The organism is Myxococcus sp. CA005 (genome assembly GCF_006518205.1).
GTDB classification, from domain to species: domain Bacteria; phylum Myxococcota; class Myxococcia; order Myxococcales; family Myxococcaceae; genus Myxococcus; species Myxococcus xanthus.
In genome coordinates this window covers 109,566-131,260 of sequence record NZ_SRLV01000016.1, presented here as the reverse complement: position 1 = coordinate 131,260, position 21,695 = coordinate 109,566, and the positions used below count along the sequence as shown (strand labels likewise).

At 68.9% G+C, this 21,695-nt stretch carries 17 protein-coding genes and 1 pseudogene; 7 read left to right on the top strand and 11 right to left on the bottom strand.

The annotated features are described in order from the left end of the window. Both FMQ63_RS09980 and FMQ63_RS09975 read right to left on the bottom strand, forming a co-directional pair. A pseudogene (locus FMQ63_RS09980) lies at window positions 1-452 on the bottom strand (energy transducer TonB); the annotation flags it as partial. 138 nt (window positions 453-590) lie between these two features. Continuing rightward, window positions 591-1,079: an 8-oxo-dGTP diphosphatase gene (locus FMQ63_RS09975; protein WP_011553926.1), complete on the bottom strand. Its 489-nt coding sequence runs from the start codon at window positions 1,077-1,079 to the stop codon at window positions 591-593. A gap of 237 nt (window positions 1,080-1,316) precedes the next feature. Here FMQ63_RS09975 and gltB point away from each other — a divergent pair, with 237 nt between their 5' ends. From gltB to rnk, 3 genes are all read left to right on the top strand, one after another. Then, window positions 1,317-5,882 (top strand): glutamate synthase large subunit, encoded by a 4,566-nt coding sequence (gene gltB / locus FMQ63_RS09970; RefSeq protein ID WP_011553927.1) that lies wholly within the window; start codon window positions 1,317-1,319, stop codon window positions 5,880-5,882. Between the two features lie 3 nt (window positions 5,883-5,885). Next, window positions 5,886-7,346: a glutamate synthase subunit beta gene (locus FMQ63_RS09965; RefSeq protein ID WP_011553928.1), complete on the top strand. Its 1,461-nt coding sequence runs from the start codon at window positions 5,886-5,888 to the stop codon at window positions 7,344-7,346. Window positions 7,347-7,456: 110 nt separating this feature from the next. After that, a complete protein-coding gene (gene rnk, locus FMQ63_RS09960) occupies window positions 7,457-7,873 on the top strand; it encodes a nucleoside diphosphate kinase regulator (RefSeq protein WP_011553929.1) in 417 nt (138 codons plus the stop codon). A gap of 58 nt (window positions 7,874-7,931) precedes the next feature. On the opposite strand, the gene FMQ63_RS09955 is transcribed toward rnk, so the two are convergent. The 4 genes from FMQ63_RS09955 to FMQ63_RS09940 form a co-directional block, all read right to left on the bottom strand. Next, window positions 7,932-8,693 (bottom strand): ParA family protein, encoded by a 762-nt coding sequence (locus FMQ63_RS09955; protein ID WP_026114108.1) that lies wholly within the window; start codon window positions 8,691-8,693, stop codon window positions 7,932-7,934. A 164-nt stretch (window positions 8,694-8,857) separates the two neighbouring features. Beyond that, window positions 8,858-9,166: a c-type cytochrome gene (locus tag FMQ63_RS09950; RefSeq protein ID WP_011553931.1), complete on the bottom strand. Its 309-nt coding sequence runs from the start codon at window positions 9,164-9,166 to the stop codon at window positions 8,858-8,860. A gap of 78 nt (window positions 9,167-9,244) precedes the next feature. Further along, a complete protein-coding gene (locus FMQ63_RS09945) occupies window positions 9,245-10,423 on the bottom strand; it encodes an efflux RND transporter periplasmic adaptor subunit (protein WP_020478100.1) in 1,179 nt (392 codons plus the stop codon). Beyond that, entirely contained in the window at window positions 10,420-13,587 is a 3,168-nt protein-coding gene (locus FMQ63_RS09940; protein WP_011553933.1) for an efflux RND transporter permease subunit, read from the bottom strand. Before FMQ63_RS09940 ends, FMQ63_RS09945 begins: the two co-directional genes overlap by 4 nt. A 109-nt stretch (window positions 13,588-13,696) precedes the next feature. Between FMQ63_RS09940 and FMQ63_RS09935 the strand changes: the two genes are divergently transcribed. Both FMQ63_RS09935 and FMQ63_RS09930 read left to right on the top strand, forming a co-directional pair. Further along, complete coding sequence (locus FMQ63_RS09935) at window positions 13,697-14,251, top strand: hypothetical protein (RefSeq protein WP_225909288.1); 555 nt, start codon at window positions 13,697-13,699, stop codon at window positions 14,249-14,251. A gap of 31 nt (window positions 14,252-14,282) precedes the next feature. Then, window positions 14,283-15,854, top strand: a complete 1,572-nt coding sequence (locus tag FMQ63_RS09930) for a GMC family oxidoreductase N-terminal domain-containing protein (protein ID WP_020478101.1) — start codon at window positions 14,283-14,285, stop codon at window positions 15,852-15,854. Here the strand turns inward: FMQ63_RS09930 and FMQ63_RS09925 are convergent. The 4 genes from FMQ63_RS09925 to FMQ63_RS09910 form a co-directional block, all read right to left on the bottom strand. Continuing rightward, entirely contained in the window at window positions 15,838-16,722 is an 885-nt protein-coding gene (locus FMQ63_RS09925) for a hypothetical protein (protein ID WP_011553936.1), read from the bottom strand. The two genes, FMQ63_RS09930 and FMQ63_RS09925, sit on opposite strands and share 17 nt — an antisense overlap. Continuing rightward, window positions 16,698-17,216: an NUDIX domain-containing protein gene (locus FMQ63_RS09920; RefSeq protein ID WP_011553937.1), complete on the bottom strand. Its 519-nt coding sequence runs from the start codon at window positions 17,214-17,216 to the stop codon at window positions 16,698-16,700. Before FMQ63_RS09920 ends, FMQ63_RS09925 begins: the two co-directional genes overlap by 25 nt. A gap of 12 nt (window positions 17,217-17,228) precedes the next feature. Continuing rightward, on the bottom strand, window positions 17,229-18,227 hold the full coding sequence (locus tag FMQ63_RS09915) for a radical SAM protein (protein WP_011553938.1): 999 nt from the start codon (window positions 18,225-18,227) through the stop codon (window positions 17,229-17,231). 490 nt (window positions 18,228-18,717) lie between these two features. Then, entirely contained in the window at window positions 18,718-19,299 is a 582-nt protein-coding gene (locus FMQ63_RS09910; RefSeq protein WP_020478102.1) for a tRNA-uridine aminocarboxypropyltransferase, read from the bottom strand. Window positions 19,300-19,415: 116 nt separating this feature from the next. Here FMQ63_RS09910 and FMQ63_RS09905 point away from each other — a divergent pair, with 116 nt between their 5' ends. Further along, window positions 19,416-20,087 carry a hypothetical protein gene (locus FMQ63_RS09905; protein WP_020478103.1) on the top strand — a complete coding sequence of 224 codons (672 nt, stop codon included), beginning with the start codon at window positions 19,416-19,418 and terminating at the stop codon, window positions 20,085-20,087. A gap of 98 nt (window positions 20,088-20,185) precedes the next feature. Then, entirely contained in the window at window positions 20,186-20,713 is a 528-nt protein-coding gene (lspA, locus tag FMQ63_RS09900) for a signal peptidase II (protein WP_011553940.1), read from the top strand. A 60-nt stretch (window positions 20,714-20,773) separates the two neighbouring features. On the opposite strand, the gene FMQ63_RS09895 is transcribed toward lspA, so the two are convergent. Then, on the bottom strand, window positions 20,774-21,679 hold the full coding sequence (locus FMQ63_RS09895) for a class I SAM-dependent methyltransferase (protein ID WP_020478104.1): 906 nt from the start codon (window positions 21,677-21,679) through the stop codon (window positions 20,774-20,776). Between the last annotated feature and the right edge of the window lie 16 nt (window positions 21,680-21,695).

Here is a 21,695-nt window from a genome sequence, read left to right as displayed (position 1 = left end):
GGAGCAGGCTCGGGCTCCACCACGGGCTCCGGCTCAGGGGGCGTCTCCGGCTTCACCTCCGCCACCCGCTCGGGCCGGGGAACGGGGGTCGGCATCACCCGCTGCGCCGGCTTGGGACGCGCCTGGCGCTGCACTTCCTTCTTCGCGGCCGGCTGCGCCCCTCCACCACCCGCGGGCGGCGGGGGCGGAGGCGCGGCGAACGCCAGCAACACCAACTCCGGCTCCTCCCGCACCACCTTCTTCGGCGACGCCGGGGACACGGACAGTCCCGCCGCGACGACGACCGCGTGGAGCACGACCGCAACGACAACGGCCCCGCTCCAGCGGCTCCAGAAGCCCTCCACCCCGGCGGCATCCCCCATGCGGAAGAGCGCCCCAGTGGGTTGCGCCAACACCGAGGATGCTGCATCCGCGGCGGGCTCCGGAAGTTCGAAATTGAGAATCGTTCTCACTCTCACTGCGGACGTGGATACCCCCCACGGCCCTCATCCGTCAACGCTCGCTGAGTAAAAATTCTTACGCGCGGTGGAATGCCCGTCCGGTCGTCCACGGAGGAATGGCGCGCGGAAAAGCCCTTTCGCGACAGCCCTTTACAGGCGGCTGAAGGACCAGCTCAGCGCGCGGCCACCGGAATACGGCATGACGCCATGGAACGGCCGGGGGTCGGCGTCGAACACCAGCGGCAGGAAGTGCCGGTCGCCGTCCCACAGGTTGAGGCCTTGGATATCCGCCACGGGCACCCAGGAGAGGGAGCCCTCCGGGTTCCGCTCGAGCGGGGTGCCTTCGAAGCGGTCGATGCGAAACACGAAGCCCAGCCAGTCCTCCCCGTGCTTGCCAAAGCCCGGCCAGGAGATGGTGCCGCGGAGCACCATCTGCGTGCACTCGATGCCGGCCTCCTCGCGAATCTCCCGGCGCATGCAGGCGGCCACGTCCTCGTCGCGCTCCATCTTCCCGCCCAAGCCATTGAACTTCCCGTAGTGGGCATCATCCGGGCGGGCGTTGCGGTGGACGAGCAACACGCGATGCCCGTCCGGTGACATCACGTAACCGAGCGTGCCGATGATCGGGGTGTACGGCATGGGAGCAACCTCGCGCGGTGCGGCATCCAGGCGTCGGAGCCCCTTGGCCACCGCCGGAATGTGACAAGGCGCGGCACTGTAGTTCATGCCGGGCCAGCCAGGTCCCTCCTCACCCCGCCCTCCTCACACGGTGGGGTCGGGGACTTCCCTTTACGCCAGCCAACGCAGCGCGTTAACGTGTGGCGACACTGCATTATTCTTGATGACAACCCGCGTCGTCGGGAGAGGGGACTCTTGATGTCGGCATTCCGCCCCGGCCGGTACGGCCTGTATGAGCCAGACACCGAGCATGACGCCTGTGGCGTGGGATTCGTCGCCCACCTGAGGGGTGAACGCTCGCGAGGCATCGTCGAGGACGCCCTGGAGCTCCTCAACCGGCTCAGCCACCGGGCGGCCGCGGGCAGGGACCCACGAACCGGTGACGGCGCCGGCATCCTGGTGCAGCTCCCCCACCGCTTCTTCGAGCGAGAGTCCCCGAAGCTGCCCTTCGCCCTCCCGCCGCGCCGGCACTACGGCGTGGGGCAGGTCTTCCTCCCGCCCGAGCCCGAGGCCCGGGCCGCCTGCGAGGCCGCCTTCGAGGAAGTCGTCGTACAAGAGGGCCAGCGCGTGCTCGGCTGGCGCGACGTGCCCGTGAACCCGGAGCACCTGGGCCCCGTGGCGCGAGAGGCCGCCCCCGTCATCCGCCAGCTCTTCGTGGCGCGGCGGCGAATGGTCCCCAGCGCCTTCGAGCGGAAGCTGTACCGCATCCGCAAGCTGACGGAGAACCTCATCCAGGCGCGCGGCGTGGACCCCAAGGGCCGCTTCCACGTGGCGTCGCTGTCGTCGGAGACGCTCGTCTACAAGGGGCTGATGCTGCCGGTGGACCTGCCGCGCTTCTACTCCGATTTGCAGCAGCCGGACTTCGTGAGCGCGCTGGGCCTGGTTCACTCACGCTTCTCCACCAACACGTTCCCCACGTGGGAGCTGGCGCAGCCGTTCCGCTTCATCGCGCACAACGGCGAAATCAACACCATGCGCGGCAACCGGAACTGGATGACCGCGCGGCGCGGCCTGCTCCAGACGGCGCGACTGGGCGGCAGCCTGGAGGCGCTCCAGCCCATCATCGTCCCGGGCAAGAGCGACTCGGCGCAGTTCGACAACATGGTGGAGCTGCTCTACCTGGGCGGCCGCACCCTGCCCCACGCGCTGATGATGATGATTCCGGAGGCGTGGGAGGGCGACGCGCTGATGTCCGACGAGCGGCGCGCCTTCTATGAATACTCCTCCGCCCTGCTGGAGCCGTGGGATGGGCCGGCGGCCATCGCCTTCACGGACGGGCAGCTCATCGGCGCCACGTTGGATCGCAACGGCCTGCGGCCCGCGCGCTACCTCGTCACGGAGGATGACCGCATCATCCTCGCCTCGGAGATGGGCGTCATCGACGTCCCGCCCTCGCAGGTGCGCCGCAAGGGCCGCCTGACGCCGGGCCGCATGCTGCTGGTGGACACCACCGAAGGACGCATCCTGGAGGACGAGGACGTCAAGCGCGACATCACCACGCGCTGGCCCTACCGCCGCTGGCTCCAGCGCAACGTCTACACCTTCGACAACCTCCCCTCCGTCGCCGCCCCGGTGCGCCTGCGCGGCGAGGAGCTGTGGCGGGCCCAGCGCGCCTTCGGCTACACCGCCGAGGACGTGCGCTCGGTGCTCACGCCCATGGCGGAGACGGGCAAGGAGCCGGTGGGCTCCATGGGCACGGACACGCCGCTGGCGGTGCTCAGCGACCACGCCCCCAGCCTCTTCTCCTACTTCCACCAGCTCTTCGCGCAGGTGACCAACCCGCCCATCGACCCGCTGCGCGAGTCGCTGGTGATGACGCTGGCCACCGCGCTGGGTCCGGAGAGCAACACCTTCGAGGAGACGCCGGAGCAGTGCCACCGGCTGTCCCTCCCCGGCCCCATCCTCACCAATGGGCAGCTCGCGCGGCTGGCGGCCATCAATGACGAGGGCCTGTTCGAGACGCGCCGCCTGTCGCTCCTCTACGCCCTGGACGGCGGCGAAGGCGCGCTCGAGGCGGCGGTGGAGAAGCTCTGCAACGAGGCCGTGGACGCGGTGGACGCCGGCGCCAGCATCCTGCTCTTGAGCGACCGCGGCGTGGACGCGGCGCACGCGGCCATCCCCGCGCTGCTGGCCATGTCCGCGGTGCACCAGCGGCTCGTGCGTGACGGCATCCGCATGTACACCGGCCTGCTGCTGGAGACGGCGGAGGCGCGCGAGGTGCACCACTTCGCCTGCCTGTTCGCCTACGGCGCCGCGGCGGTGAACCCGTACCTGGCGCTGGACACGCTCCGGGCCCTGGCGGACAGCGGCGAGCTGGCCGTGGACGCGGAGAAGGCGCAGGACCGCTTCATCCGCGCCGTGGAGGAAGGCCTGCTCAAGGTGATGTCGAAGATGGGCATCTCCACGCTGCAGTCCTACCGCGGCGCGCAGCTCTTCGAGGCCGTGGGGCTCCAGCGCTCGCTGGTGGAACGGCACTTCACCGACACGGCGTCGCGCGTGGAGGGGGTGGGCCTGCCGGAGCTGGGGCGCGAAGTGGCGGAGCGCCATGCCCGGGGCTTCGGCGCGGAAGCGGACGCAGAGGCCGGCATGCTGCCCGTGGGCGGGCAGTACCGCTGGCGGCGGCTGGGCGAGCGGCACAAGTGGAACCCGGCCACCATCGCCAAGCTCCAGGCGGCGGTGCGCGCGAACGACGCCGCCACCTTCGCGGAGTACTCGCGGCTGGCGGACGACGAGACGCGCGAGCACTCCAACCTGCGCGGCCTGCTCGAAATCGCCCACGAGGGCCGCACGCCCGTGCCGCTGGACGAGGTGGAGCCGGCGCTCTCCATTGCCCGGCGCTTCGTCACCGGCGCCATGTCCTTCGGCTCCATCAGCGCGGAGGCGCACGAGACGCTGGCCATCGCGATGAACCGGCTGGGCGGGCGCTCCAACAGCGGCGAGGGCGGCGAGGAGTCGCGGCGCTACACCCGGGACGAGAACGGAGACCTGCGCCGCAGCGCCATCAAGCAGGTGGCCAGCGCGCGCTTCGGCGTCACCACGGAGTACCTGGTCAACGCGGACGAGCTCCAAATCAAGGTGGCCCAGGGCGCCAAGCCCGGCGAGGGCGGCCAGCTTCCCGGCCACAAGGTGGATGAGCGAATTGCCCGCGTGCGCTGGTCCACGCCGGGCGTGACGCTCATCTCTCCGCCGCCGCACCACGACATCTACTCCATCGAGGACCTGGCGCAGCTCATCTACGACCTCCAGTCGGTGAATCCGGCCGCGCGCGTCAGCGTGAAGCTGGTGAGCGAGGTGGGCGTGGGCACCATCGCCGCGGGCGTGGCCAAGGCCGGCGCCAGTTGCGTGGTCATCTCCGGCTACGAGGGCGGCACGGGCGCCTCGCCACTGTCCAGCATCCAGCACGCGGGCCTGCCCTGGGAGCTGGGGCTGGCGGAGACGCAGCAGGTGCTGGTGCACAACGGGCTGCGCTCGCGCATCCGCGTTCAGGCGGACGGCGGCATGCGCACCGCACGGGACGTGCTGGTGGCCACGCTCCTGGGCGCCGAGGAGTTCGGCATGGCCACCGCCAGCCTGGTGGCCGTGGGCTGCATCATGCTGCGCAAGTGTCACCTCAACACCTGTTCGGCGGGCATCGCCACGCAGGACGCGGGGCTGCGCGAGCGCTTCCAGGGCAAGCCCGAGGACGTGGTGAACTTCTTCCTCCTCATCGCGGAGGACCTGCGCCAGCGGATGGCCGCGCTGGGCGCTCGCTCCCTGCAAGAGCTGGTGGGCCGCGTAGACCTGCTGCGGCAGCGCCCGGCGGTGGACCACTGGAAGGCGAAGCGCGTGGACCTGTCCGGGCTGCTGGCCGCACCGGCCGCGCCGGACAGCGAGCCGCGCCACTGCACCGAGCCGCGCATCAAGGACGTGTCCGACCACCTGGACCACGCGCTGCTGCGCGACGCCAGCGCGGTGCTGGACGGCGGACCGCCCATGCTGCTCAACGTGCCGGTGGCCAACACCCACCGCGCCGTGGGCGCCCTGCTGTCGGGGGAGATTGCCCGGCGTCACGGGGGCCAGGGGTTGCCGGATGGCCGGCTCCACGTGCGGATGAAGGGCTCCGCGGGCCAGAGCTTCGGCGCCTTCGTGGTGAAGGGCGTGACGTTGGAGCTGGAAGGCGACGCCAACGACTACGTGGGCAAGGGCCTGTCCGGTGGACGCATCATCGTCTACCCGCCGCAGGCCAGCCGCTTCACCGCCGAGGACAACGTGCTGGTGGGCAACACCGCGCTCTACGGCGCCACGGCCGGCGAGGTCTACCTGCGGGGGCTCGCGGGTGAGCGCTTCGCGGTGCGCAACAGCGGCGCGCAGGCCGTCGTGGAGGGCGTGGGCGACCACGGCTGCGAATACATGACGGGCGGCGCGGTGGTGGTGCTGGGCCCCACCGGGCGCAACTTCGCTGCCGGCATGAGCGGCGGCATCGCCTACGTGCTCGACCGCGAGCAGTCCTTCCGGCAGCGCTGCAACCTGGAGATGGTGGACCTGGAGTCCCTGGTGGACGAATCCGAAATCTGGCTCGTTCACGGCATGGTGGAGCGGCACCTGCACCACACCGGCAGCGCGCTGGCGCGGCGGGTGCTGGACAACTGGGAGCTGATGGTGCCGCGCTTCGTGAAGGTGATGCCCACGGACTACAAGCGGGTCCTCCAGGCACGGCGCGCGGCGCGCAGACCACCGGAGCCCACATCCGCGGCGCTGCCCCAGTCCGCGGCGGGGAGGGCCTGAGCCATGGGTAAGCCAACTGGATTCATCGAGTGGGAGCGCGTCCACGCGGACAAGCGGGACAAGGCGGACCGGCTGGGCGACTGGCGCGAGTTCGCGCTGCCGCTGGCCCCCGACGAGGCCAAACGGCAGGCCGGCCGCTGCATGGACTGTGGCGTCCCCTTCTGCCACCAGGGCTGTCCCCTGGGGAACCTCATCCCCGACTTCAACGAGGCCGTGTACCGCGGGCGCTGGCGCGAGGCGTATGACTTGCTCAGCCGCACCAATGGCTTCCCGGAGATGACGGGCCGGCTGTGCCCGGCGCCGTGCGAGGCCGCGTGTGTGCTCGCCATCGACCGGGACCCGGTCACCATCGAACAGATGGAGAAGGAAATCGTCGAACGGGCCTTCACGGAGGGCTGGGTGAAGCCCCGGCCTCCGGCACGCCGCACCGGGAAGACGGTGGGTGTGGTGGGCTCCGGGCCCGCGGGACTGGCGGCGGCGGCGCAGCTCAACGCGGCCGGACACACCGTCACCGTGTACGAGCGGGATGCCCGGGCCGGCGGCCTGCTGCGCTATGGCATCCCCGACTTCAAGCTGGAGAAGTCCGTGGTGGACCGGCGCCTGGCGCTGATGGAGGCGGAGGGCATCACCTTCGTCACCGGCGTGGACGTGGGCGGCGCCCTGAGCTACCGCGAGCTGCGCGCGAAGCATGACGCCCTGGTGCTGGCCATGGGCGCGCGCCGTCCGCGCGAGCTGGAAGTCCCCGGACGCGAACTGTCCGGTGTCGTCCAGGCCATGGAGTACCTGGAGCACCAGAACCGGCTCGTCTCGGGCCATGGCCAGAAGGACCCACGCCTGGACGCGGCCGGCCGGCACGTCGTGGTGCTGGGCGGCGGCGACACCGGCTCGGACTGCCTGGGTACCGCGCTGCGTCAGGGGGCGGCGAGCGTGCGGCAGGTGGAGCTCCTCCCCGCGCCGCCCCCGGTGCGCGCGGAGGGCAACCCCTGGCCGAGGTGGCCCGTCATCTTCCGCACCTCCACCAGCCAGGAGGAAGGCGGCGAGCGCCGCTTCGCGCTGATGACGAAGCGGCTGACGGGCAGCGACGGACGGCTCCAGACGCTGCACGCCGTGGAAATCGAGTTCCAGCCCGGTCCTGGCGCCCTGCCCCGCCTCATTGAACGTCCCGGCACCGAGGTGACGTTCGAAACGGACCTGCTGGTGCTGGCCATGGGCTTCACGGGGCCCGAGGCGGGCAACCTCTCCGAGGAGTTGGGGGTGAAGCTGTCACCCCGCGGCACGGTGCAGGTGGACGCGCGCTTCGCCACGTCCGCGGACGGGGTATTCTGCGCCGGGGACGCGAGCCGGGGCGCCAGCCTCATCGTCTGGGCCCTGTCGGACGGCCGCGAAGCCGCCAAGGCCTGCGATGCGTATCTTTCTGGGGGGCGTTCCGCGCTGCCCACCCGGGGCACGGACTGCGCCTTCTGAGCGGAATGAAACGACCGGGTCGCCTTTTGGGGGCGACTCGGGAATAAATAGCAGGCGAGGCAGTTAGAATGGGCTTAACCCATTACTCCCTCCCACAGGAGGCCCCTGACATGCGAAGCGAACAGACCCTCATCGTGACCGAAGCCGACTTGGAGCGCCTGCGCCAGGTGGTGGACCACAACGGAGGCGGCCGCACGGCCGAGTTCGCGGAAATGCTTGACGCGGAGCTGACCCGGGCCCGCGTCGTCGCTTCGGAAGAGGTGCCGCCCGACGTCGTGACGATGAACAGCAAGGTCGTCTTCGAGGACGAACAATCGGGAGAGCGCCGGGAGGTCACCCTTGTCTACCCGCGCGACGCCAGCAGCGACGATGGCCGCATCTCCGTCCTGGCCCCCATCGGCAGCGCGCTCATCGGACTGACCGTGGGGCAGACCATCACCTGGCCCCTGCCGGGCGGACGCTCCAAGCGGCTGCGCATCGTCGCGGTGCCCTACCAGCCCGAGGCCTCGGGCCACTACAACCTCTGATTCGGCTTCCCCGGGACGGCACCGTGCGCCCTCGTGGCGGACGGTGCCGTTCGCCGTTTCAGCGCAGCCCCACGCGCTTCGCCAACTCCTGCGCCAGGGCCCGCAGCTCCTCCACGCCGGCCGCCTGCGGGCTCGTGTCGAACACCACCTCGTAGCCCAGCCCCGCCTGGTTGATGGACTCCGATCGCGGAATCCGAGCCCGCAGGACGGGCACGGTGGACTCGCTCAGCGCGCCCTCCATGGCCTCGTTGGTCGCGGTGGTGCGGCGATCCCACAGATTCACCACCGCCACCAGCTCACCGCCCTGCTCGCGAACGTCACGCCAGGCGGTCTCGATTTCCCCCAGCCCCTGGAGCGCGAAGGCGCCGGTGGGCACGGGGGCCACGACCAGGTCCGCGGAGGCGAGCACGGCCTCGGTGTAGGCGCCGATGCTGGGCGGGGTGTCCGCGAGGATGATGTCCGGCGTCCACCCCAGCGTCTTGAGCGCGCGAGGAATCGCCTGGAGGCGGTGGCCCCACTGAAACAGCTCGCGCTCCTGCGCGGCCATGCGCGGCGCGGCGGGGGCGATGAACAAGCCGGGCCGCTTCGGTGAAGCCACGACCACCTGCGCCAGCGTGTGCTTGGGACGGGGCCCGAGCGCATCCCCCACGCACGGGCCTTCCCGGCTCTCCAGCCCCAGCACCAGCGACGCATGGGCCTGGGGGTCCAGGTCCAGCAGCAGCACCTGGCGGCCGGCATCCGCGAGGGCCGCCGCCACATGCGAGCAGAGCGTCGTCTTGCCGACGCCGCCCTTGATGGTGGAGAACGCGATGAACGCCATGCCCCGGTCTATACCGGACGACCCACGGGGAGAAAAGCCACGGGCGGCGGCACCTCCGTGCTCAGTTCCACGCGCTTCCACTGCGCCGCCAGCGACACATTCTTCTTCGGCATGCCGGCCCATTACCTGCAACGACGTGCGCAGGAAATGGGCACCTCCGCGGGCTACTTCTGCGTCATGATCCACTTCACCAGCGCGCGCGCCTCGGCCTCCGACACCTGGGCGTTCGCCGGCATCGGAATGGCGCCCCAGACACCGCTGCTGCCCTTGCGCACGCGCTGCGCCAGCTTGTCCTCCACGCCCTCCTGCTTCGCATAGCGGGCGGCAATCTCCTTGAACGAGGGACCGACCAGCCGCGCCGTCGCTGAATGACACGTCGAGCAGTTCTTGGCCTTCGAGAGCTCCTCACTCGCGGAGGCCACGTTGGACACCGACGCCACCGCGAAAACAGACAGCCACAGAAAACGCTTCATCGAAGTCTCCAGTCCGCACAGCATATCAAGGCTGACCGACATCGCAGCCCTATCCGATTTTGCTGAGCTCCACGCGAACTAGCGCGCGGCACGCCCTTCCGCGACGCGCACCACGCGCCCATCGCCCAGGGTGTCCGGTGGGCTCAGCACCACCCTGTCCTCCGCGGACAATCCGTCCATCACCTCGACATGCGCGCCCAGGTCACGCCCCAGCACGACCACGCGCTGCTGGACGGCATTCGCCTCCCCCACCACGAGGACCGTGGGCCCCTCCCTCCGCACGGCCAGCGCGCTGGCCGGAATGAGCATGGGCGGAGCCTCGCGCTCGATGAGCAACCGGACGCGCACGAATGACCCGGCGAACAGCGCCTCTGTGTTGGCGAGCTGCACCTCCGTCAGGAGCGTGCGGGTCCCTGGGTCCAACACCCCCGCGGTCCGCACCACGCGCCCCGGCAGCGCCCGCGCGGGCGCATCCAGCGTGAAGATCCGCGCCTCGAGCCCCGGCCGGATGTCATGGGCGAGGGACTGCGGCACGTCCACGTAGACCTTCAGCGTGTGCGTCTGCGCGAGTTCGAACAGGCTCGTCATTCCGCTGCCACTGCCCGCGGTGACCAGCGCTCCCCGGTCCACGTTGCGACGCACGATGACACCATCAAACGGCGCCACCACGCGGCGAAATGCGTACAACGCTTCGAGGCGCTCCACCTCCGCCTTCGCGCTCTTCAGCGAAGCCTCCGCGGAGTTGGCCCGCGCCCGCGCCTCCTCCGCCACCTCGTGGCTGACGTTGCCCTCTCCCGCGAGAATCTGCCCGCGCCGCGCGGACGCGCGAGCGAGCTCCAGGTTCCGCTCCGTCTCATCCAGGCGCGCCCGGGCCCGGTGACACTCCGCCTGGAGCTCGGGCGCTTCAAGCTCCGCCAGCAACTGGCCCGCGCGGACCCGGTCGCCCAGGTCGACGTGGATGCGTCCCACGAAGCCATTGATGCGGGCGTGCAGTGACGCGCGCTGACTGGGAAGGACCGTCCCTGGCAACGTGAGCTCCGCCTTCGGCTCGGACCGCGTCACGCGCGCGGTGGCCACGAGCGGCGGCAGACGGGCTTCCGCTTCACGCCGATCCAACGCGCGCGACCGCTCCAACCGTGGCGCCACGCCGAGCCCCAGCAGCACCAGGAGCAAGGCGGCGAACACCCAGGGCCAGCGCCCGCCTCGCGCCGCGGCGTCGGGCGCCGCGGCATCCACGCCAGGGGTCTGCTCCGTCACGCTGTCACCGAGGGCTCGAGTTCAGGGGCCGCCGCGCGGACAGCCCGCCGCGCCTGCATCAGACTGTAAACGACGGGAACGAAGAACAGGGTCGCCACCGTGGCGCCCACGAGGCCGCCAATGACCGCGCAGCCGAGCGCGGCGTTCTGCTCGCCGCCCTCGCCCAGGTTCAGGGACATGGGGAGCATGCCCAGGCCCATGGCCAGCGCCGTCATCAACACGGGGCGCACCCGCACCCGCCCCGCTTCGAGCGCAGCCTCCGCCGCGCTCGCGCCGAGCGCGAGCTGCTCGTTGGCGAAGGACACCACCAGCACGGAGTTCGCCGTGGCCACGCCCACGCTCATGATGGCGCCCATCAACGAGGGAATGCTGAAGGGCGTCTGCGTGGCGAACAGCGAAACCACCATGCCCACCACCGCCCCCGGCAGCGCGGTGATGATGATGAAGGGGTCCAGCCAGGACTGGAAGTTGACCACCATCAGCGCATAGACGAGCACCGCCGCGAACAGCAGGCCCAACAGCAGCCGGTCGAAGCTGGTGCGCATGCTCTCCACCTGCCCACGCACCTGGATGCGCGAGCCCGGCGGCAGCTCCTCTCGGTAGCGGTCGACGATCCGCTCCAGCCGCGACGCCACGCTGCCCAGGTCCGTGTCCTGGACGTCCGCGCGGACGTTGAAGGTGGGCTGGATGTCCACATGGGTGACGAAGACGGGCGTCCACTCGCGCTGCACCCGGGTGAGGTCACCCAGGAGCTGGGGCCCTTCCCGGGTGGGCAGCGCCATCCGCGTCAGGTCCTCCACCGAGGACACCCGCGTCTCCGGCACGCGCACCGACACCGGATAGCTGTTCCCCGTCTTCGGGTCGATCCAGAAGCTGGGGCTCACCTGCGAGCTGGATGACACGGTGAGCAGCACGTTGTTGGCCACGTCCCGCTGCGTGAGCCCCACCGCGCTGGAGCGGACCCGGTCCACCTCGAAGTGCAGCCGAGGCGCGTTCACCACCTGCGACAGGCGCACGTCCACCGCGCCGCGGACCTGTCCCAGCTCCACCTCGAGCTTCCGCGCGATGGCATAGGTGGCCTCGCGTTGGGAGCCGGAGACCTGCACGTCAATGGGCGACGGCAGCCCGAAGTTGAGAATCTGCGTCACGATGTCCGCGGGCTGGAAGTAGAACGTGAGCTCGGGGAAGCGCCGCGGCAACTCCTCGCGCAGCAGCCGGACGTACGCGTCCGTCCGGACCCGGCGCTTCGGAGCCAGCGTCACGAGGACCTCCCCGTCCGCGCTGCTCACGTTGGAGGTGTCCGTCAGCGCGAGGTTGTAGCCGCCCGGCATGCCCATCATGTCAATCAGGCTCACCCGGTCCTCGGCGGGGATGAGCTCGCGCACGGCGTCCTCCACGAGCGACAGGTACCGCTCCGTCTCCTCGATGCGCGTCCCCGGCGGCGCCACGACGTGAAGGCGGAGCTGGCCCGCGTCCACGGTGGGAAAGAAGTCGCGGCCCACGAAGGGCATCAACCCCACCGCCGCCAGCACCGCGAGCAGGAAGAAAACCAGCACGCGGCGCGGCCGGGCCAGGGCCCCCTGGAGCGCCCTCACGTACCGCGCACGGAAGCGGTCGAAGCCCTCCTCGAATCGGTGGTGCAGTCGCGCCAGCCAGCCCGTCTGGGGCTGCCCGTGCCGCTGAACCTCCGCGCGCAGCAGGAACTGTACGAGCGTGGGCACCAGCGTGCGCGAGAGCAGATACGAGGCCATGACGGAGAGCCCCACCGCCAGGCCCATGGGCAGGAACAAGTATCGGGCCGGCCCCTCCAGGAAGAGCACCGAGACGAAGACGATGCCAATGGAGAGCGAGGCGACGAAGGCGGGCACGGCGATCTGCTCCGCACCATCCAGGATGGCCTGGGTGAGCGGCTTCCCCATGGCCAGGTTGCGGTGGATGTTCTCTATCTCCACCGTGGCGTCATCCACGAGGATGCCCACCGCGAGCGCCAGCCCGCCCAGCGTCATCGAGTCGAGCGTGTACCCGAGGCCCCGCAACACCAGGATGGCCGCGAGCACCGACAAGGGAATGGAGATGGCGATGATGAGCGTGCTCCGCCAGCTCCCCAGGAACAGGAGGATCATCGTCGCCGTCAGCAGCGCGGCGATGACGCCTTCAACCAGGAGCCCGTGGATGGCGGTCGTCACGAAGGAGGACTGGTCCGCCAGCAACCGCACCGACAATCCCTCCGGCGCGGCGGCCTGGATGGTGGGCAGCAGTTCGCGCACGCGGCGGGCGACCTCCAGCGTCGAGGCGTCCCCCGTCTTCATCACGGACAGGATGACGGAGCGCCGGCCCTCCTCCCGGGCGATGTTCGTCTGCACCGCGAAGCCGTCATGCACGTGCGCCACGTCTCGGAGAAACACGACGCGGCCATCGCTCCGGCGCACCGGGATGTCATTGAGCGCGGCGAGCGTCTCCGGACTGCTGTTGAGCGTCACGCGGTACTCGTGCGCGCCCATCTTGATGTTCCCCGTGGGCAGGACCAGGTTCTGCGCGGAGACCGCCGAGGCGACGTCGTGCGGCGCCAGCCCATGGGCCTCGAGGGCTTCCAGGTCCAGATCCACGGTCATCTGACGGACCTTGCCGCCCATGAGCTGGGGAATGCGCGCGCCCCGGACCGTGCCGAGCAGAGGCCGGACGCGTTGATTCACATGGTCGTAGATTTGCGACTCGGTGAGCGTCTCACTGCTGAACGACACCTGGAGGATGGGCACACTGCTGGCCGAATACCGGAGGATGATGGGCGGCTGCGTCCCCGGAGGCATGCGCCGGGTGATGGATTGCGAGGACGCCGTCACCTGGGCCATGGCCTCGGCCACGTCAGCCCCGGGGTGTAGATACAACCGGGCGACCGATACACCGTCGAATGACTGGCTTTCCTGCCGGGCCAGGTTCGCCACGTTGTTGGCCAGGGAGTATTCACTGTATTGGGTAATCTGCCGCTCGATCTGCTGCGCGGGCAGCCCGTCATAGCTCCAGACGACGCTGATGACGGGGATGTCGACCTCGGGGAGGATGTCCGTGGGGGATTCGTGGATGACCTGCACACTCACGAAGACGAGCAGCAGCGCCGCCACCACGAAGGTATAGGGGCGTCGGAGCGCCAGCCGGACGATCCACATATCGCCTCCGCTCTTTGCCATGGAGCAGCAATCGAGGCAATGTCCGCAACCCTTGCTTCCGCTGGGAAGACTGGGGCAGCATGAGGGCTGAGCCGTCATGAACAACGCCGTGAAAACATCTCCTTCCTCCGGGACTGTATCGAGGGAAGCGCTGCTGAATCGCAGACAGCTCCTGCAGTGGTTGGGAATCGGCGTGGTGGCCTCCAGTTGCGGCACGCTTCGCCCGCGGCTTGCGCCTCCCACGGTGGGCTCGGCCCCCCTCCAGCTCATCGCGCCCGACAGCGCAGGGCCCCTTCCCGACGACGTGCGGGAGGTCCTGCTCGATACGGCCCGCTGGCTCTCACGCTTCGTGGGAATGGACGGCCAGCTCAACGAGGCGCTGCTGGAAGGCTATCTGCGTCTCAAATGCGAGGAGCGTCCCTCATACCTGGCCACCTACACCCGTTTCGCGGCGGAGGTGAAACGGCCCGAGAAGCTCTCCGCGGAATGGCTCTTGGAGCTGCCAGAGCTCCACCGCGTGAAGGTGGTGGGCGAGCTGGCCATCATGTCGCTGGTCGGCGGGGGCTTCCGGACGTTTGGCTTCGGAAACATGAATGGCCACATGGGCGGGCTCTGGCACGAGCCGCACGAATCGGGCTCCTATCACGCCTCGGACGAACTGTAGTCAGCGCGGTCGCCGACAGGATTTGACAACCATGAGGCTGTGTATCGTCGGAAGTGGTGTTGCCGCGGTCATCACCGCCCGCGCCGCGCTGGAGCGGGGCTACGAGGTGGTGATGCTCGAAGCCGGCCCTCGCACGCCCATGCGGGACTCGCGCCGCTGGCTGGACTTCGTCACCACGGGCGTGCGGCCCTACCACGCCTGTGAGGACTCGCAGGGTGACGCCAACTCCCGCCCCGGTGTCCAACCCGAGCGCGACCACTTCCTCATCAAGGGCAGCCGGCTCATGGCGGTGGGCGGGTCGACGCTGCACTGGAGCGGCTGGACGCCCCGCCTCCAGCCCGAGGACCTGGAGCTGCGCAAGCGCACCGGCAAGGGGAACGACTGGCCCTTCAGCTACACCCAGCTCGAGCCCTATTACAGCCAGGCTGAGTCCCTGCTGAACGTCACCGGCCCCAACGCGCCCGTGGACGGACATCCCACGCCCTGGCGCTCGCAGCCCTACAAGTGGAACAGCCCGCCGTATCCCATCGAGTCGGAGCCGGTGCGCCACGCCTTGAAGGCGCTGGGCATCACCTATGACCACATTCCCATGTCGCGCAGAGGCCCCGGCGGCGAGGGTGTGGGCGGCCCGTGCATGACGTTTGGCACGTGCCGGTATTGCCCGATGGGCGCGCGCTTCGACCCCACCCTGCTGCTGGCGGACATGGAGTCCCATCCGGGCTTCCGGTTGCTCGCGAGCAGCCCGGTGCTGGCCGTGCGCATGGCGGGAGCGGTGGCCCAGGGCGTCACCTACCGCACCCCCGAGGGCGAGACGGCCACGCTGGACGCGGACGCCGTGCTGGTGGCCGCGGGCGCCCTGGAGACGCCCAAGCTGCTGTGGCACTCGGGCTTCGATGAGCAGCGCCTGCCCGCGCTCGGGCGCTACCTGGTTACCCACCCGATGCTGAAGCTCGAGGGCAAGCTGGCAAAGCCCCCCCGGGAGTTCAACGGGCGCGAAGTCCCCATGCCCGCCCTCTTCTCTCGGCACTTCGACACGCCGGAGCAGCAGGCCGCCGGGAAGATGATCTTCTCCGAGTACCCGGAGGAGCCGGACCTGCAGTCATGGGTCCGCCAGGAGCAACTGGCGCCCGAGTACATCGCCTCCTTCGCCCGGGAGAGCCGGCTCAACCTCCATGGCTTCATCGAGGAGTTCCCCCAGGCGGAGAACCGCCTGCGCTTCACGGGCAAGCCGGGCGAGCGCCAGGTGGAGATTCACTACGCGGTGGACGCGGGGTTCGCCGCGCGCTGGCAGTGGATGACCGACACCTTGATGCAGGTGATGAAGACCGCGGGCTGCCGCGAGTCGGAGGTCTGGGTTTCGGGCGTGATTCGCCGGGCGGACCACTCGGTGGGCACGGCGCGCTTCGGCCAAGGGCCGGACTCGGGCGTCGTGGACGGGAGGCACCTCGTCTTCGGGACGAAGAACCTGTTCGCCCTCACCAACGGCAACTTCCCGAACAACGGCGCCATCAACCCGACGCTGACGCTCACCGCCCTCTCGCTGCGCTTCGCGGACCAGGTGCTGCCGGACCTGGCGCCGACACGAACTACAGCGCGGCCTTGAGCACGGCCAACGCGACGATGGCCACGACGGCGAACACCTCGCGTCGCGCGGGCGCCTCCTGGATGAAGGCGTTGGCGAACACCAGGGAGAAGAGCGTCACCGAGTTGAGGATGGGCCAGGCGACGACGCGGTTTCCCGCCGCCAGCGCCATGACGAAGGCGACCTGATTGCCCACGGTGAAGAGGGCGCGCACCAGCAGGTTGGTGCGTGCGCGGCCGTCCACGACCAGCTCGCTCAACTGCGCCCCCAGCGTCCCCCGGGCGCCGAAGAGGAGCAGCAGCACCAGACACGCCGCGCTCCTCCAGAACATCAAGGCGGTGCTCACCTCCAGGTTGGACGCCACGCCCGAAGGCTGGCCCTGGAAGAAGAGCTCCCCGCAGAGGCTCTGCACGAGGACGGCCACGGTGATGAAGAACGCCGGCAGCCACAGGGCGCGGCGGCTGTCCGAGCCACCTCCCGCGGCCAGCAACGAGCAGCCGGACACGGCGAGGGCGAACAGGTACTCGGTCCAGTGCACCGTTCGGCCGGACAGCATGAGCGCCAGGGGGATGAGCACATCCCCGATGCGCGAGGCGATGTTCACCCGGGCGACCGTGAGGTGCCGGAAGCCGTAGGAGAAGGCGAAGGCCACCCCCTGGACGCTCACCGCGAACAGCGCGAGCCTCGCGTTGCCATAGAGCGCCCACCCCGCCCTGTCCGTCATCGGCAGCAGCGGCGTCAGCGCCGCCAGCAAGAGGAACGGGACGAAGTTGTTGGCGAAGTTGAGGACGAGGATGGACTGGCGGCGGAGCCCGTAGCTGAGCCGGTCGAAGACGCTGTTTCCCGACCGCAGCAGGACGGACGTCAGCGAGTAGAGGACTGTTTCCATCGCGTCCGCGCGTCGGCGCTCGGCCCGGGGAAGAGGCGCTCCAGACAGGGCCACAACTGGGGATGACAGGGCTCGTCCAGCAGGCGCCCCAACTCCTCCGGCGCCAGGAACAGGCCCCCGTCCACCTCCCGCTCGGAGAAGCGCAGCGGGCCTTCCATTCGGGCGCGGTAGAGAAAGATGCGCCGGTGGTGCCCATCGTCGAAGACGAACTCCGCCACGGGCACCAGCGAGCCCTCCAGGCCCAGTTCCTCCTGGAGCTCCCGCTGGGCGGCCTCCAGGGGCGCCTCGCCCGCGCTCACGTGGCCTCCCGCGGACGTGCACAGGTGGCCGGGCATGAAGGTCATGTGCCGGGAGCGCCGCTGCAGGAAGACCTTGCCGTCGCGCTCCACCATCACATGCACGATGCGATGGGGCAGCTTCTGGCCGTAGATCTGGTCGCGGGGCGCGCTCCCCACCACCTGTCCCTGGGTGTCGATGACGTCAATCAGCTCCATGCCACGGACATCCTATGCGACCAGGGGCTTCCGGCCTTCCGCGGGAATGACCTCGATGCGGTCCCCCACCCACTTCCGGAAGTGTGCGTCCAGGTCGTAGTTCTCTTGCTTCCAACCGTCCTGGACGGAGCCCGTCACCAGCGAGGCGAAGAAGAGCTTCTTGCCGGTGACGATCTCCTCGGTGCCCATGATGCCGTCTGGCCAGATGAGGAAGTAGTAGCGGCTGTAGTTGACGGTGCGGTCCGACAGGCGAATCTGCATGTCCGGGTAGCGCACCCGCAGCCGCTCCACGGCCGCGGTGACGTGCGACGTCTCCTCCGGCATCAACTCGCCGTAGATGTGATACGCGCGGCCGGCGGAGAGCGTCCAGGAGATGGCCCAGTCGCGGATGCCCCGCTCGTAGATGAACTGGGCCAGCTCCTCGACATGCTGGCTGTTGTGGCGGTTGAGACAGGTCAGGATTCGCGGCGCCACGCCATGGTCCACGCACAGGCCCATGGCCCGGAGCGTCTCCTGGTAGGTGTTACCCTTGGCGTTGCGGCTGGGGCGAATCTCGTTGTTGACCCGCTCGTCCATGGAATCGAGGCTGATTTCCACGCGCGTGCAGCGAGACACCGTCTTCATCATCTGCTGCGTCAGGAAGGTGCCGTTGGTACCGAGGATGGTGGCGACACCATGGTCCGTGAGCTTGTCGATGACGTTCAGCGTGTCTCGGCGCATCAACGGCTCACCGCCGGAGAGAATCTGTCGCATGATTCCCGCGCGGATGACTTCGTCGGCCACCTTGAGCTGCTGGGGCGTGGAGAGCCGCTTCGACGGCAGGTCCTCGACGTTCCCGTAGCAGTGGATACACACGAGGTTGCACGGCGCGGTGACGAGCCATCCACAACCGATGGGACTCCGCGGCACAGGCACGCAGCCCTCGAACACCTTCGCAGAGAACTCATCGCGGAGGTTGTCGTAGATGATGGTGCCCCAGCTCTCCTGACGCTCTCTGATGCGTGCGGACATGGCGAAGAATTAAGAACAGCCCCGCAGCCGACGATGGGCCGCAGAGCCTTGGTTGAAGAATCTGAGCCGCCCAATCGAAAGACACACCACGCCCAGGAGGACGCCCATGCCGCCTTGGGCACGGATACCGTCACATCCGCCCGGCAACGCCCCTGAACATCCCGGGGCGCCCCCTCGTAACTTCTTGAAATAGAAGAGCCAGCCTACGCTGACGTCACAGAGATGTTACGCGGATTTCATTTTATCCGCAAGAGCGAGTTTTTCTGTTTCTTCATGAGGTCCCTGGAGGAGGTTCATCTGCCGCGACATTCTCTTTAACTCACGCCACTGACATCGCGGTGTCGGGCGCCGCCGCGAGCCAGCGTCGGCTCCGCGGAGAAGCGGCGAATGCCTCCTGGCAGCGCAATCACAAACACCCCGAGTCCATCAAGACCGGCTCAAGCGCGTGTCAATTCACGAAGACACGGAGCCGCGCACGGATACTTGGGGCTCAATACAACGTCCCACACTCGGCGATCCGCTGGACTCGGAGCGCGGCGAGCCGCGCCAGGGGCATGGCCACTTCGGGCCCTTCCAGCGCCGCCACCGCTCGAGCCACGGCATCCAGGGTGGACATCCCGGAGGGGTGCGAGGGTTCGCGGAGCCGGAGGAGTCCTGGCTCCGGTGGCGGCAGCGCCAGGCGAGGCAGCGTCCGTAGCGCGGCGACCCGCTGTGTCATCCGCCGCGCCTGGGACCAGCTCGCGTCCAGCACCACCAGTTGCCGGGGTGGCGGCGTATCGGGCCGGGGTGGCGGCCCATCGGGATAGAGCAGCCACGTCCCAGGCTCGGAGAGCAGCTCCAGCTCCGCGCTCCCGCTGAGGGAGCCGTGGATGAGGCGCTTCGAGTTCACCAGCGCCAGCGCGGCCACGCCGCCGGTGTTGCTCTTCTTCGCGATCTCCATCACGTGCTGCAGGAGGAGGATTCGCGTCCGCGTGTGGACCTGGGGAATCTCGTCACACAGACACAGGTGAAGCGCCAGGTTGCAGCGGGAACAACGCGGGCGACTGGCGAGACGGGAAGACACTGCCCCCATCTTGGTCCGGCCGTTGGACGAACAGAAGCACTCGTTTCCCCCTGGCCCTCGTGCTGGGATGCTTCGCCATGGGTGATTGGGCGGTGACGACGCACTGGGCCTGGACACGGCCGCGAATGCCTGAAGCCAGGGACTTTCCGAGCGACCGCTGGGCTGCCCGCCTTGGCCGGGTGGGCCCGGGGCTCTGGCAGTTGGAAACGCTCCAGAAATACGGCTACTACCGTGCCCCCGAAGGGACGGCCGCCGTGGGGGTTCAAGCTCCCGACGACTATCTGGTGGAATACGGAGGCGGCCCCTTCTCCGCGGCCTGGAACTATCTCGTCGCCACAGAGCCCTCCGACGCAAGCCGCTTCGCGCGCGCCGCGGCGCTGCTGGGTGAAGACGCCTCCCTCCCGCCTGCGGTTCAACACGCGGTGCTGTGTCTGCGCACCCCCATCCGCTTCGAGCGCCCTCTTGCATCCTGGAGCCTGAGCGAGAGCCATCTGGACTCAGCCCCCGCCGCCCGCGTCGCGGAGGCGCTCATCGCCGGAGGCCACCCTCCTCGCCGGGGACGGCTGGAATGCGTGGTGGGACTCTTCACTTTCGAGTTCGGCTGGGTCCACACAGGCGTCCTGACGCTGTTCATCGACCATTCGATGGAGCGAAGTGGGGCCGAACTCGAAATGACAGGCCGGTTCAACGCACTCTCCGAGACAAGGGAGGTCGGCCCGTTCGCGCACTCCCTGTACATGGAGCGGCCCACACCGGTACCGGTGGCCCTCGTCGCCTGGCCCTTCCCCACGCGGTAACTCGGTCTGCCAGTGGCCCTGCGAGCACGATGTGCATCCGCTCGCCGACACTCCCGGTGGTTGTCCGGCCACCTCATTTGTAGGAGGCTGCGCCGCAAATGACTCCGGAGCGTCGAAAGTACCTTGTCGTGGGCGGGCTGGCCACGCTGTTGCTCATCCTCGACCAATGGACGAAGGTCCTGGTCCGCGAGCACGTGAAGCCCCTGGGCTACACCGGCATGAGCGTCTTCGGCGACGTCATCCGCTTCCAGTACGTGGAGAACACCGGCATCACCTTCGGCATGTTCCGGTCGCTGCCCTACGCCCAGCTCATCCTCAGCGCGGTGGCCATCCCCGTCTTCCTGCTGGTCATCCACCTGGTCCGCCAGACGCCCGCGGACCACTACCGGCTGCACGTCGCGCTCGGCCTCGTCGGCGCCGGCGTCGGCAACCTGATTGACCGCGTCCGCCTGGGCAGCGTGACGGACTTCGTCGTCGCTGACTTCGGGTTCTGGCCGGTGAACCCCTGGTATGCCTTCAACGTCGCGGACGCCGCGCTCGTCGTCGGCGCCATCTTGATGGCCTTCGACTCCCGCCGTCCGCAGCCGGCCCCTGCGCCCGCTCCCGCTCCGAGCCAGGACGACTAGCCAGGACGTGGGCGCGAGAGCGGGCCACCGCTCGCGCGCCCCCTTGGCGCACCATCCGCATCACGCCATGGCAGCGGCGGCCCGCGCCTGCTCGCCAGCAACCGGGCGCTCGGTCGCCTCCTCGCGGCGCACCACCCAGCGCTGGTACTCCTTGCCCGAGTTCAGGTCCTTCAGCGTCCCGTTGATGACCATCAAGGGGACCTTCATGTTGCCCTTCTTGTTCGGCGACTCCCAGCGCTCGAAGGCCTCGGTGAACTGAGGCGTTTCCTTCACCACGTTCAACGCCTTCACCACGTTCGCCGTGATGTTCTCATGGTGGACCACCGTGAAGCCCAGCGCCTTGAACTCTTCGTTGATGCGGGCGGTGTGCTCGGCGGACTCGGTGATGTCCGCGAAGCAGAAAGCGCCCCCGGGCTTGAGCACCCGCTTGACCTCCTCGAAGAACGTCAACTGCGAGGGGTAGCAGTGCGACGACTCGATATTCACCACCACGTCGAAGCGCCTGTCCTCGAACGGGAGCGCGCAGGCATTGCCCACCTGGAAGGACAGCCCGTCCAGCCGGTAGTTCTCCTTGCAGCGCGCGATGGCCACGTCGGAGAGGTCCACCGCCGTCAGTGAGCGAGGCTTCAGCCGCGTCATCAGGTATTCACTGCCACCGCCGCGGCCGCAGCCGACCTCCAGCACTTCGCGACCGGAAAGCTCCGCCTGCCCCACCACGCGCTGGTACAGGCTTTCCCACAACACATACACATTCTCCGGCCGGTTGAAATCCACCGCCTTGTGGTCGCCCTCCATGTCCGCGTAGCCACAGTTGATGAACTTGTAGCCCTGGTGTGAGTACATCTTCGACGCCATGTTGTATTGGAACCGGGCGACCGCCAGACGGAATGATGGCACCACTTTGTGGATGACGATGCCCACCGACCGCGTCACCGCCGCCTGAACCTGAACCAGTGTCTTCTTCACTTCGAACGCCCTTTCG

What these genes read in the sequence shown, in the direction of transcription:
- FMQ63_RS09915 (WP_011553938.1), bottom strand. Translation starts at nt 18,227, where the DNA reads ATGTCCGCACGCATCAGAGAGCGTCAGGAGAGCTGGGGCACCATCATC.
- FMQ63_RS09925 (WP_011553936.1), bottom strand. Translation starts at nt 16,722, where the DNA reads ATGGAAACAGTCCTCTACTCGCTGACGTCCGTCCTGCTGCGGTCGGGA.
- gltB (WP_011553927.1), top strand. Translation starts at nt 1,317, where the DNA reads ATGTCGGCATTCCGCCCCGGCCGGTACGGCCTGTATGAGCCAGACACC.
- FMQ63_RS09955 (WP_026114108.1), bottom strand. Translation starts at nt 8,693, where the DNA reads ATGGCGTTCATCGCGTTCTCCACCATCAAGGGCGGCGTCGGCAAGACG.
- rnk (WP_011553929.1), top strand. Translation starts at nt 7,457, where the DNA reads ATGCGAAGCGAACAGACCCTCATCGTGACCGAAGCCGACTTGGAGCGC.
- FMQ63_RS09950 (WP_011553931.1), bottom strand. Translation starts at nt 9,166, where the DNA reads ATGAAGCGTTTTCTGTGGCTGTCTGTTTTCGCGGTGGCGTCGGTGTCC.
- FMQ63_RS09940 (WP_011553933.1), bottom strand. Translation starts at nt 13,587, where the DNA reads ATGTGGATCGTCCGGCTGGCGCTCCGACGCCCCTATACCTTCGTGGTG.
- FMQ63_RS09965 (WP_011553928.1), top strand. Translation starts at nt 5,886, where the DNA reads ATGGGTAAGCCAACTGGATTCATCGAGTGGGAGCGCGTCCACGCGGAC.
- lspA (WP_011553940.1), top strand. Translation starts at nt 20,186, where the DNA reads ATGACTCCGGAGCGTCGAAAGTACCTTGTCGTGGGCGGGCTGGCCACG.
- FMQ63_RS09930 (WP_020478101.1), top strand. Translation starts at nt 14,283, where the DNA reads ATGAGGCTGTGTATCGTCGGAAGTGGTGTTGCCGCGGTCATCACCGCC.
- FMQ63_RS09910 (WP_020478102.1), bottom strand. Translation starts at nt 19,299, where the DNA reads ATGGGGGCAGTGTCTTCCCGTCTCGCCAGTCGCCCGCGTTGTTCCCGC.
- FMQ63_RS09975 (WP_011553926.1), bottom strand. Translation starts at nt 1,079, where the DNA reads ATGCCGTACACCCCGATCATCGGCACGCTCGGTTACGTGATGTCACCG.
- FMQ63_RS09905 (WP_020478103.1), top strand. Translation starts at nt 19,416, where the DNA reads ATGCCTGAAGCCAGGGACTTTCCGAGCGACCGCTGGGCTGCCCGCCTT.
- FMQ63_RS09920 (WP_011553937.1), bottom strand. Translation starts at nt 17,216, where the DNA reads ATGGAGCTGATTGACGTCATCGACACCCAGGGACAGGTGGTGGGGAGC.